12 protein-coding genes are annotated in these 11,517 nt (G+C 62.3%); 5 read left to right on the forward strand and 7 right to left on the reverse strand.

Going from position 1 to position 11,517, the window contains the following annotated elements; genetic code table 11:
* Positions 1-14: 14 nt before the first annotated feature.
* The gene (locus AAIA72_RS14485) at positions 15-599 is read right to left on the reverse strand and encodes an aminodeoxychorismate/anthranilate synthase component II (RefSeq protein WP_369601001.1); all 585 of its coding nucleotides are present in this window, start codon (positions 597-599) and stop codon (positions 15-17) included.
* Between the two features lie 225 nt (positions 600-824).
* On the opposite strand from AAIA72_RS14485, the gene AAIA72_RS14490 reads away from it, so the two are divergent.
* From AAIA72_RS14490 to AAIA72_RS14500, 3 genes are read left to right on the forward strand one after another with little or no spacing between them, the layout of a single operon-like run.
* The gene (locus tag AAIA72_RS14490; protein WP_369603013.1) at positions 825-1,826 is read left to right on the forward strand and encodes an ABC transporter substrate-binding protein; all 1,002 of its coding nucleotides are present in this window, start codon (positions 825-827) and stop codon (positions 1,824-1,826) included.
* Between the two features lie 42 nt (positions 1,827-1,868).
* Positions 1,869-2,762 (forward strand): ABC transporter permease, encoded by an 894-nt coding sequence (locus AAIA72_RS14495; RefSeq protein ID WP_369601002.1) that lies wholly within the window; start codon positions 1,869-1,871, stop codon positions 2,760-2,762.
* Complete coding sequence (locus AAIA72_RS14500) at positions 2,759-3,994, forward strand: glycine betaine/L-proline ABC transporter ATP-binding protein (RefSeq protein ID WP_369601003.1); 1,236 nt, start codon at positions 2,759-2,761, stop codon at positions 3,992-3,994. The genes AAIA72_RS14495 and AAIA72_RS14500 overlap by 4 nt, the downstream gene beginning before the upstream one ends.
* Here the strand turns inward: AAIA72_RS14500 and trpE are convergent.
* The 5 genes from trpE to AAIA72_RS14525 form a co-directional block, all read right to left on the reverse strand.
* Positions 3,986-5,458 (reverse strand): anthranilate synthase component I, encoded by a 1,473-nt coding sequence (gene trpE, locus AAIA72_RS14505; RefSeq protein WP_369601004.1) that lies wholly within the window; start codon positions 5,456-5,458, stop codon positions 3,986-3,988. The genes AAIA72_RS14500 and trpE overlap by 9 nt on opposite strands.
* Positions 5,455-6,015, reverse strand: coding sequence for an HAD-IA family hydrolase (locus AAIA72_RS14510; RefSeq protein WP_369601005.1), 561 nt, complete (start codon positions 6,013-6,015; stop codon positions 5,455-5,457). Before AAIA72_RS14510 ends, trpE begins: the two co-directional genes overlap by 4 nt.
* Positions 5,988-6,152, reverse strand: a complete 165-nt coding sequence (locus AAIA72_RS14515; RefSeq protein WP_369601006.1) for a hypothetical protein — start codon at positions 6,150-6,152, stop codon at positions 5,988-5,990. The genes AAIA72_RS14510 and AAIA72_RS14515 overlap by 28 nt, the downstream gene beginning before the upstream one ends.
* The gene (gene rpe / locus AAIA72_RS14520) at positions 6,149-6,826 is read right to left on the reverse strand and encodes a ribulose-phosphate 3-epimerase (RefSeq protein WP_369601007.1); all 678 of its coding nucleotides are present in this window, start codon (positions 6,824-6,826) and stop codon (positions 6,149-6,151) included. Before rpe ends, AAIA72_RS14515 begins: the two co-directional genes overlap by 4 nt.
* A 71-nt stretch (positions 6,827-6,897) precedes the next feature.
* Entirely contained in the window at positions 6,898-8,931 is a 2,034-nt protein-coding gene (locus tag AAIA72_RS14525; RefSeq protein WP_369601008.1) for an alkyl/aryl-sulfatase, read from the reverse strand.
* A gap of 102 nt (positions 8,932-9,033) precedes the next feature.
* Here AAIA72_RS14525 and AAIA72_RS14530 point away from each other — a divergent pair, with 102 nt between their 5' ends.
* Both AAIA72_RS14530 and AAIA72_RS14535 read left to right on the forward strand, forming a co-directional pair.
* Positions 9,034-9,294, forward strand: a complete 261-nt coding sequence (locus AAIA72_RS14530; protein ID WP_369601009.1) for a hypothetical protein — start codon at positions 9,034-9,036, stop codon at positions 9,292-9,294.
* A 156-nt stretch (positions 9,295-9,450) separates the two neighbouring features.
* Positions 9,451-10,749: a DUF3530 family protein gene (locus tag AAIA72_RS14535; protein WP_369601010.1), complete on the forward strand. Its 1,299-nt coding sequence runs from the start codon at positions 9,451-9,453 to the stop codon at positions 10,747-10,749.
* Here the strand turns inward: AAIA72_RS14535 and AAIA72_RS14540 are convergent.
* The gene (locus AAIA72_RS14540; protein ID WP_369601011.1) at positions 10,727-11,482 is read right to left on the reverse strand and encodes a DnaJ domain-containing protein; all 756 of its coding nucleotides are present in this window, start codon (positions 11,480-11,482) and stop codon (positions 10,727-10,729) included. The two genes, AAIA72_RS14535 and AAIA72_RS14540, sit on opposite strands and share 23 nt — an antisense overlap.
* Between the last annotated feature and the right edge of the window lie 35 nt (positions 11,483-11,517).

Here is an 11,517-nt window from a genome sequence, read left to right on the forward strand (position 1 = left end):
CGGGACGGTGCCTGCTACGCCTGTTGTCCGAGGAAGTTGGCGAGCAGGTCGTGGCCGTGTTGAGTCAGGATGGACTCCGGGTGAAACTGGACGCCCTCGATGGGCATTTCCCGGTGTCGCACGCTCATGATTTCCTCGCGGCTGCCGTCCGGATTGCGGGTCCAGGCCGTCACTTCCAGACAGTCGGGCAGCGTTTCGGGGTCAATGACCAGTGAATGGTAGCGGGTCGCGGTGAACGGATTGCTCAGGCCGGTGAACACGCCCGTGTTGGTGTGCCAGATGTCGGAGGTCTTGCCGTGCATGACCCGTTTGGCGCGGATGATGCGGCCACCGAAGACCTGGCCGATGCTCTGGTGCCCCAGACAGATGCCGAGGATGGGGATGCGTCCGGCAAAGTGGCGGATGGCGTCCATGGAAATGCCCGCCTCGTTCGGGGTGCAGGGTCCGGGTGAGATGACCAGGCGCTCCGGCGCCAGGGCCTCCAGTTCATCCAGCGTGATCTGGTCATTGCGGAACACGCGCACGTCCGCGCCCAGTTCCTGCAGGTATTGCACCACGTTATAGGTAAAGGAGTCGTAGTTGTCGATCATGACCAGCATGATGTCGTCCCCGGCATTGCAATCAGTGGAAAGCGCAAAGAATACCCGTTTTCAGGCGCGCTGGCGAGCCGCCCTGCAGATCCCTGTCAGATATGTTATACTGTTTGGGTATGCTTTAAAAACAACAAGTTATGTTTTGCATGTATCTTTGGCCCGATTTCAGGGCTGTCAGAACGGTTAACTCCGCTCACGATTCACAATCAAACAGAACAAGGTTTACCCATGATGAAAAAACTCGTTGCTCCCGTTGTCGCTGCGCTGTCATTCAGTGCCGGTGCTGTTTCCATGGCCCAGGCGGAAGAGTGCGGTGCAGTCACGATCGCCGATATGAACTGGAACTCTGCAACCCTGATCGCAAACCTGGACCGGATCATTCTGTCGGAAGGTTACGGCTGTGATGCCGAACTGGTGCCGGGCGATACACAGCCCACCGGTGCCTCCATGATTGAAAAGGGCGAGCCGGATATCGCGCCCGAATTCTGGAGCAATTCCATGAAGGAAGCGCTTGACCGGGGTATCCGGGAAGGTCGCCTGGTCAAGGCCGGTGTCACGCTCTCGGATGGTGGTGAGGAAGGCTTCTGGGTGCCGGCCTATCTCGTGGAAAAGTATCCGGAAATGAAGACCATTGATGGTGTACGCAAGCATGCCAGGCTCTTCAAGCACCCGGAAGATCCGGACAAGTCTGCATTTTACGGGTGTCCCGCGGGCTGGAACTGCCAGATTTCCTCCACCAACCTGTTCAAGGCGCTGAAGCTGGCGGACGCGGGTTTTGAATATGTGGATCCGGGTTCAGGTGCGGCGCTGGCAGGTTCCATCGCCAAGGCTTACGAGCGCAAGGCACCCTGGTTTGGTTATTACTGGGCACCCACGGCCATTCTGGGCAAATACAAGATGGTCAAGGTGGACTTTGGTGCCGGTGTGGATGTGGAACACTTCCGGACCTGCATTACGCAGCCTGACTGTCTGAACCCGAAACCGACGGCCTACCCGCCCTCGGCCGTGGATACCATTGTGGTGGCACCCTTTGCCAAGCGCGCACCGGAAGTCATGGCGTATCTGTCAAAGCGCAGTTTTGATAACGCGACCATGAACGAGTTGCTGGCCTGGATGGAAGACAACCAGGCTGACGGTGAGACCGCTGCAAGGCACGTTCTGGAGGACTACAAGGATCTCTGGAAGTCCTGGGTGCCTGCCGCGGTGGCCAGGAAGGTTGAAGACGCGCTTTGAGCCGCATCCGTATAGACAGACAGAGATAGCAGGTAGAGTTTCATGTCAAAAAGCCCGTTTTGGGAGTTTCCGCAGATGGACCGGGCGGACCTGGTTCATCTCAGGAAGGCCATGGATGAGGCCTACCGCAACTTTTCCCGGACTTACGGGGACAGCATCGAGAATTTCTTTGACCCGTTGCTGTCGCTGCTGGTCTGGCTTGAAAAGCTCCTGCTGGCCGCACCCTGGTGGTCCGTGTTGCTGGTGATTCTGGGGATTGTCTGGCTGGCCAGCCGAAGCCTGAAGATGGTGGTGGCCGTTGCCGTCACCTTCCTGCTCATCGGTTACTTCGGCATGTGGGACAACACCATGCGGACGCTGAGCATGATTCTGGTCTGCACTTTCCTGGCAATTGTTCTGGGTATTCCCATCGGTATCGCGATGGCACGTTCGGATCGTGTGCAGCGCTGGGTGACGCCCGTTCTGGATGTCATGCAGACCATGCCTGCCTTTGTCTATCTCATCCCGGTGGTCATGCTGCTGGGGATCGGCAAGATCCCGGGCCTGATCGCGGTTGTGATCTATGCCATTCCGCCGGTGATCCGGTTGACCAATCTGGGTATCCGGCTGGTGGACAAGGAAGTGCTGGAAGCCGCGACCGCCTTTGGTGCCAATGCGCGCCAGCGTCTGTGGGGGGTGCAGCTGCCGCTGGCCATGCCGACCATCATGGCCGGTGTGAACCAGACGATCATGATGGCGCTGGCCATGGTGGTCATTGCCTCAATGATTGGTGTGAAGGGCCTGGGCCAGCCGGTACTCAAGGCCATCACCAATCAGTACTTCACGCTGGGATTGCTGAACGGTCTGGCCATTGTGGCGCTGGCGATTGTCTTTGACCGGGTGTCTCAGGCCTTTGCCAAACGCACTCAGGCACATCTGGGAGGAGACCAGCAATGAATGATGCCAACCAGCCGCTGATTCGCGTGAGAAACCTGTTCAAGGTATTCGGCCCGGATCCGCAGTCGGTCATGCCGCGGGTGCATGCCGGTGAGAGCAAGGCAAAGATTCTGGAAGAGACCGGGCATACGCTTGGTCTGCGCAATATCAATCTGGATATTCAGCGCGGTGAGATCTTCGTCATCATGGGCTTGTCCGGTTCCGGCAAGTCCACCCTGATCCGCCATTTCAACCGTCTGATTGACCCGACCGAAGGGCAGATTCTGCTCGATGGCACGGACATCGTGCGGCTCTCCCAGAGTGAGCTGGAAACCGTGCGCCGTGAGCGCATGGCCATGGTGTTTCAGCGCTTCGGCCTGTTTCCCCATCGTACGGTGCTGGAGAATGCGGGCTATGGTCTGGCTATCCGCGGTGAGCCCCGGGCAGTCTGGGAAGAACGGGCGCGCCACTGGCTCGAAGTGGTGGGGCTTACCGGCTATGCCGACCAGTACCCCAGGCAGCTCTCGGGCGGACAGCAGCAGCGCGTGGGGCTGGCCCGGGCGCTCTGTACGGAAACCGATGTGCTGTTGATGGATGAGGCCTTTTCGGCACTGGATCCGCTGATCCGCAGCGAGATGCAGGATCAGCTGATTGCGCTGCAATCCGAATTGCACAAGACCATTATCTTCATTACACATGATCTGGATGAGGCGTTGCGTCTGGGTGACCGGATTGCCATTCTCAAGGATGGCGAGGTGGTACAGATCGGCACACCGGCGGAGATCCTGCTGCATCCGGCTGATGATTATGTCGATGCCTTTGTCCGTGATGTGAATCGTGCCCGGGCGTTGACCGTGGAAACGGTAATGAAGCCCCCGGCCCTGCGGATCAACGCGGAAACCATTGGGGAGGCCCTGGCACAGATGCGCAAGGGCGCCACCGAGTTCGGTTACGTGGTAACCGATGAGGGTTATGTGGGTGTCGTCTGTCAGGAGCGTCTCGAAGAGCTGGCAGAAAAGGAAGGTGAAGATACCGAACTCGGCCCCGAAGTGCTGGAAGATGTGCCGACTGTCACCGAGGATGCGGTGATTGAAGAAATCATTCCTGAAACCCTCACCAGCGACTATCCCTTGCCGGTACTGGATGAGGAAGGGCATCTGACCGGACAGGTCTCCCCGGACAGCTTGGTGGAAGTGCTGTCGGACAAGTCCGGGGAACGCCTGTCATCCGACGATGACAGGAAGTCAGCCTGATCGTCTGAGGCCGTTTTCCGCCAGCGTCAGGGCGCGCAGCAGCGCGCGCCCCTTGTTCAGGGTTTCCTTCCATTCCAACCGGGGGATGGAGTCGGCCACCACGCCGGCTCCGGCCTGAATGTGGATCTGGCCGTCGCGGATGACTGCCGTGCGGATGGCAATGGCGGTATCCATGTTGCCCTGGAAGGACAGATAGCCCACGGCACCACCGTAAATCCCGCGCTTGACCGGCTCCAGCTCGTCGATGATTTCCATGGCCCGCACCTTGGGAGCACCGCTGAGTGTGCCGGCGGGCAGGGTGGCCTTGAGGGCATCCATGGCACTGACACCGGGCCTGAGCTGTCCCTTCACATTGGAGACGATGTGCATGACGTGGGAGTAGCGCTCGATGATCATCTGATCCGTGACCCTTACCGTACCCGTTTCACTGACCCGGCCCACGTCGTTGCGGCCGAGGTCGATGAGCATCAGGTGTTCGGCAATTTCCTTGGGATCGGCCAGCAGTTCGGCTTCCAGTGCCCGGTCTTCCTCCTCGGTACGGCCCCGGCGGCGTGTACCGGCGATGGGGCGCACGGTCAGCACATTGTCTTCCACGTGGGCCAGGATCTCGGGTGACGAGCCGACCACGTGAAAGTCCCTGAAATCGAAACAGTACATGTAGGGCGAGGGATTGAGGCAGCGCAGGGCCCGGTAGAACGTCATGGGCGCCACGGCACAGGGTGCGCTCAGGCGCTGGGAGATGACGCACTGCATCAGGTCACCGGCAAGAATGTAATCGCGGATTTTCTCCACCGCCGCCTCGAAGGCATCCTGGCCGAACGATGAGACAAACGCGGATTCCGGCGTCGGGGGCAGCTGTGGCGGATGCACCATGTCGTCCGGCACCGGTGCGCGCAGGCGGGCTTCCAGCACATCCAGGGCCGCTTTTGCCTCGGCCATGGCATGGGGGGCGTCCGGATCCACGTGCGTGATCAGCAGCATGGTGCCCGAGAGGTTGTCGAAGACCACCAGTTGTTCGGAAACCAGCAGCAGGATATCCGGCGTCCCGAGAGTATCCGGCGGGCAGGTATCCTTCAGTCTGGGTTCCACGTAGCGCACGGTGTCATAACCGAAATAGCCCACCAGTCCGCCGCAGAAGCGGGGCAGGGGGCGGTCGGATGTCACTTCGTAGGCACTGTGAAAACGGGCAATCCAGTCCAGCGGGTCAGCGGTTTCAAGGGTTTCCACGCAGGCGTCGCCCACGAAACGCCTGAGTGTCGTGCCCCGCACCTCCAGACGCTCCCGGCAGGGCAGACCGATGATGGAGTACCGGCCCCACTTGTCTCCGCCCTCCACCGATTCCAGCAGATAACTCCACGGACCGCTGGCCAGCTTCAGGTAGGTGGTCAGGGGCGTGTCCAGGTCTGCCATGATTTCCCGGATGACGGGAACCCGGCGACGGAGGGGGAGGGAGGTGTCTGTCATGTGCCGTCCAAAGCCTCTTGGTTCAACAGGGTGAGCAGAAAGTCATGAGTCAGGTGATCCAGCCGGTCCACCAGATGATCCGGTCCTGCAGCGGCCACCGGTTCACCATGATTGTAGCCATAGGGAACGGCGATCACCGGCAGGCCGGCATTGCGGGCAGCACGAACGTCCGTGACCGAGTCACCGACCATGATGGCTCGCCGTGCCGGTACGCCAAGTTGTTTGCAGGCGGTCAGCAGCGGAGCGGGATCCGGCTTGCGCACGGGCAGTGTATCACCGCCGATGATGCCGGAGAAGTACGGGGCCAGACCGGTTTGCGTCAGGATGGGGCCGACAAAGCGTTCCGGCTTGTTGGTGACAACAGCCAGGTGCCAGTGCGGTGCAACCGACTCCAGAAAGGGGATGACACCGGGGAAGACACGTGTGTCGGTGTGCCGGCTTGCCCCGTATGCGTCCATGAATCCGGCCAGGGCCTGATTCAGCAGGGCTTCATCCGGTGCATGGCCCAGTGCCCATGCGAGTGCCCTCTCTACCAGCTTTGCCGCACCATTGCCCACCCATTCCCGGGTGCGGGATTCGCCTGCCGGGGCAGGCCAAGCCGGCCAAGTGCCGTGTCCAGCGCCTGCGCGAGGTCGGGCACGCTGTCCACCAGCGTGCCATCCAGATCAAAGAGCAGGGCCCCGGCAGGACTCATTGGCCCCGCACGGCGGCAATGCGTGCCTTCATTTCGGTGATGGTGGCGGCATAGTCACCGGCGTTGAAGATGGCGCTGCCGGCCACAAAGGTATCGGCGCCGGCTGCGGCAATGTCCGCAATGTTGTCGAGGTTGACGCCGCCGTCGATTTCCAGTCGGATTTCCCGGCCGCTGGCCTCAATGCGCTGCCGGGCAAGGCGCAGTTTTTCCAGGGCTGACGGAATGAACTTCTGGCCGCCGAAACCGGGGTTCACGCTCATCAGCAGAATCATGTCCAGCTTGTCCATCACGTGATCCAGCACGTTCAGGGGGGTGGCCGGGTTGAGTACCAGGCCGGCCTTGCAGCCCAGATCCCGGATCAGTTGCAGGGAGCGGTCCACATGCAGGCTGGCTTCCGGGTGGAACGTAATGTAGGTGGCACCGGCGTCGGCAAACATGCGGATCATGTCATCCACCGGCTGAACCATCAGGTGCACGTCGATGGGTGCGGTGATGCCGTAATTGCGCAGGGCCTTGCAGACCATGGGGCCGATGGTCAGATTGGGGACATAGTGATTGTCCATGACATCGAAATGCACGATGTCGGCACCGGCGGCCAGCACCGCATCCACTTCCTCGCCCAGCCGGGCAAAGTCTGCAGACAGGATGGACGGGGCGATCAGGGGTGTGAGCATGACGTCTCCACGCAGTTGGATATCGAAGCGGGGATTTTACCTGCTTGGCGACGCCCTGTCAGGTCATGGTGTCACGATGGCAAAGTTCCCCCCGGTTTGTCCAGCAGACTGAAGAAGCGGATCAGGGCCAGGACGCTGCCTTCCGTGCGCAGTTCGTCACCCGGAATGAGGCGCTTGAGACTGGCGTTGCCGATCAGGATGTCCACGAAGAGCTCCCGGGTCAGATGCAGGGTGGCATCGGCTTCGGCAGAGAGATCGTCAGGCTCGGGCTGCAGGACCGCATTGTCCACGCGAAGGAGCCAGGACTGGTTCAGGTCCGTCAGATGGAGCCGGATGCGCAGCTGCACACCCTCCGCCCTGGGGCCATTCAGGCTGGCGGCCAGGGTATCCAGAAAACGTTCCGGTGGCGTGTGCATCAGCACGTTTTTCATGGCCGTCTTGTCCAGCCCCTTGTCGGGTGCACCATGACGCAGTTCCCAGGCCGCGGTCAGGTATTCATCGCGCCAGGGGCCGGATTCGGAGAGGTAGCCCAGCTGATCATAAACCCGCGCCAGCAGGGCGCGGGCATCCCGGTTGTCCGGTTCGGCAAGGACGGCCTGATTGAGCAGCTGGGCCAGCCAGCGATATTCCCGGTGTGCCGTTTCGGGCGAGGCTTCTGCAACCGCATCGAAGCGGGCCCGGGCATGGTCAACGACCTTTGCAACGCCGCCCATGAGCGCCAGAGTGCGTCGGGCAGCTTCCGTTTCCGGCAGGGGGTCGAGTTCGGCAGGGTTGCCGTTGTACCAGCCCATGTAGCGCTGATAAACCGCCCGGGCATTATGTTTTACGGTGCCATAGTAACCATGATTGTAGGCTGGCATGCTCAGACTTTCCGGCAGCCTGAGCTGGTCGGCGATCTCGGACGGGGTGAAGCCGGCGTTGATCAGGCGAATGGTCTGATCGTGGATGTAGCGGTAAAGATCGCTTTGCTTGCGCAGAAAGGACTGAACGGCGGCCTGACCGCGGATGGGCCAGTGATGACTGCCGAAATAGACCGTGGCATCACCAAATAGGGTGCGGGCCTGGTCAATGTAACGGCTCCACTGCAGGGCATCGCGTACCTTGGCACCTCTGAGCGTGTACAGGTTGTGCAGGGTATGCGATACCACTTCGGCACCGCAGAAGGCCTTGCGATCCGGGAGATAGAAGGTGAACTCCGCCGGGGCTTCGGCGCCGGGGGTGAACTGAAAGACAAAGGGCACGCCGTCAAGGGTCAGCGTTTGCGGGGTGTGATCAATCCACTCGGTGGGCGTGACGATGCCGTGCGTTCCCAGTGCCGGGGCCTTGCCCAGACCGGAATCCACATGCCCGCGAGGCGAGCGGGGCAGGCGGGTCCCATACATGTACATGGCGCGCCGGCTCATGGCCGGGCCGGTGAGCACGTTCTCGGATGTGGCCTCCTCCAGAAAACCCTTCGGGGCGATCACCCGAACCGCTTTCCGTTCGGCAGCGGACATGAACGACAGGACGCCGTCGATACCGCCGAAGTGGTCAATGTGACTGTGCGTGAACAGAATCGCCCGGATAGGCTGGCGGCCCAGATGCTGACGGGCAAACGTCAGTGCGGCGCGGGCGGTTTCCGCCGAGGTCAGCACATCCACCACGATCCAGCCGGTCTGCCCCTGGATGAGGGTCATGTTGGCCAGGTCAAAGCCGCGTAACTGATAAATCCCGTCCGTGACCTTGTAGAGACCTGCCCGGCTGTTGAGGCGGGCCTGACGCCAGAGGCCGGGATGAACGCTGTCCGGGGCGGCGTCGGTCCCGGCAAGAAAGTCATAGTCATCCAGTGACCAGATGGGGGAACCCTCGGGGCCGGTGACGGTCAGATGTGTTGCGGCGGCGATCAGACCATCCTCCTCCGGTTCCGTCCCGGATTGTTTCGGGTCATGCGGTTGCGGACGCATTTGGCGATTGGCGGCTGCCGTCGCCGGGGTAGGGGCGGTAAAGCCGGCGGCGTCCGCATCGGGCGAGCGGGGCAGGGATGTGGTGCAACTGCTGAACAGGGCAGCACCGAGGAGAATCAGCCCCCCGTACCAGCCGGTGGCGGCAAAGTGCTTTCTGGCCATGACGGTCATCCGTTATTGTTGTTTTCCGTGCTCAGCCTAAGGTCATGGCTGAGTGAAATCAATCCTGTGTCCGCCAGGCCGGTCCGGAGAAAAGGAGCGTTCATGCCCTGGAGAATGGTGATGCTGACGACCCTGGCCATGCTGGCCTTTGCCGGCAACTCGTTGCTGGCGCGTGCGGCACTGAAAATGACGGTGCTGGATCCGGCCAGCTTCACAACGCTGCGCCTGGCCTCCGGTGCGCTGGCCTCGGGGCTCGGCTACGCCCTCTGGTATGCCGTGTTGCCCGCCATGCGGCCGTTCCAGGCCGCCAGCGTGCAACTCACGGTACCGGTCCTGGCGGCATTGGGGGGATTCTGCTCCTGAATGAGCCGTTGACGGTGAGACTGGTGGTGGCCTCCGCGGCCGTACTGACCGGGATCTGGATGGTGATCCGGCGCAAGGCTGCCGTTTGAGGCGTCAACTGGCCCTGAAGTTGCTAGACTGTTAGCAGGATCGGATAGGGCGAGGTGTTGCCGGGGCATGGGGATTCGGAATGTGGCGAAGCGAAGCGGGCAGGGGCTGAGGTGGTGGATCGCGCTAGCGACAGTGCTCGGAAGTCTGTGGGGCGCACCTCTGCAGGCGGAGGAGACACCAGCTCAGCCCCAGCCCGAAGCTGCAGGCGGTGCGGCCGAGGGTGACGGGACGCAAGCTGCGGATCAGGGCGCGGAGACAGGCGCTGATGAGGAGCCGGCGAGTGAGGACGGCGGAACGGCAGCTCCCGTGGTGCATCCGCGTCCCGGCTACGATGTGCCCAGAGCCATGGTGAATCCCGAGTGGAATCTGCTGGAAGGGCTGGCCCGTGAAGTACGGGGTGGTGAGTTTGTCCGGCTGGGACAGGACGGGCCGGCGGCCCCGGCCCTGTACTGGCCTGCGGTGGCGGAAAAGAATGAAGGCGGTGCGTTGATACTGGTTCCGGTGGGCGAGGGCTGGACGGTTCAGGGGCTGACCGCCCGGTTGGCGGCACGATTGCCCGAAGCCGGCTGGCACGCTCTGATGGTGGGCCTGGCGGATCCGGTGCCGGCCATTCCGGACCGGGTTCTGCCGGCCAAGGTGGCGATCCGCCCCAAACCGGCGGACTCGGAGGCAGAAGAGGATGCTGCAGATGAAGCGGATGGGAGCACTGCTTCGGATGAAACGGCGAACAACGCCCCGGCACAAGAGGATAGTGCGAGCGGATCACAGCCGGAAACCGGGGATGGAGAACAGCCCGCGGCGGACAAGGCCGTGGACATTGATGTGGCCAAGGGTGAAGGTCCGGCCGCCGAAGGTGCTGTACCTGACGCCAGTCCGGCCCCGGCAGACGGCGCCGTTGCCAAGCCTGTTGCCAAGTCACCGGACAACGCGGCGCGCCTCGCCCTGGCGTTTGATGAACTCCTGCGCCGCGGGCTGGCCAATACGGCAGTCATCGCCCTGGATACGGGGGTACCGGCCGCGCTGGCCGGACTGGCGGCCCGCCCGGAGATTCCCGAGCGCGGCCTGGTTCTGGTGCTGGTCAATGCCCGGTTTGCGGACTGGCAACGCTGGACTCGAAAGCAGCCTCAGCTCAGCCGTCTGGCCGTGCTGGATATCTATGACCGGGACCGGTCCGAGCTGGTGGCACAGGCCCGCCTGCGCCAGCAGAGTGCCCGCCGGCTGAAGTTCGCAAGGTATGATGTCTATCCCATGAGCGCGCCCGGTCTGGGACGAGGCAGTGAGCGACTGGCCCGCAAGGTGACCCGGTGGCTGCTGGAAGTGGCACCGGGGGAGGACCGGATCCTTAATGATTCAGGTGGCGCTTGAGCCGGGCATAGGCTTGCTGAATGGCCTGGGCCTGCTGCTTGTAGCGGGCTTCTGCAGCCGGATCGCTCTGGTGTGCCCACTTGTCAGGATGGTAACGGCTCATCAGGCGCCGATAGGCCTGCCGCACTTCTGCAAAACTGGCTCCCGGTGGCAGTTCCAGCGTCCGGTAGGCCGTATCCAGATCGCTCTCGGGATGATCCTGTTCGAAATGGGCCCGCACGGTGGTTTCCCACTGGCGGAACACGGCAGCGGGAATATGAAAGGCCCTGCGCATGCGTTCCAGCTTGTCGCGCTGGCGTGCGTCCGGGTTGCCCTGCAGCCATGCGGCCTGCAGCAGCGCAAAGGCAATCAGTCCGAGCGCCTCGGGATCGGCCGCGTGCCGGCGGTAAAGGTTACGGATACAGCCGTCAAACTGCGCCGGATCCGCAACGCCCCGGTCATAGGCGCCGAGCCCGGCCAGAACGTCCGCCTCGCTCAACCGGGCATGATGGCCCAGGTGCCGGATCAGGGATTCGGCCACCGCTGGCGGAAGCTGACCTTCGGTGAGCGCACCCAGCGCAGTGCACAGGGTGTCGCTGTCGAGTGGGCGTGAGCCGAGGTGAATCCGGATGTCCGGCAGCAGTTGCTCGAACCAGCGCTGCCAGCGATCGCCCCAGTAGCCACCGATCAGGGCCCCGATGGGGCCGCCGGTCATGAACCCCCAGAATGCCCCCCACTGATAACCTGTACGCATGGTGTTTTCCCTTGTGAGCGGGTCTGTGCCGGTTC

The sequence above is a fragment of the Thermohahella caldifontis genome (assembly GCF_041153465.1).
Lineage (GTDB): Bacteria > Pseudomonadota > Gammaproteobacteria > Pseudomonadales > Oleiphilaceae > Thermohahella > Thermohahella caldifontis.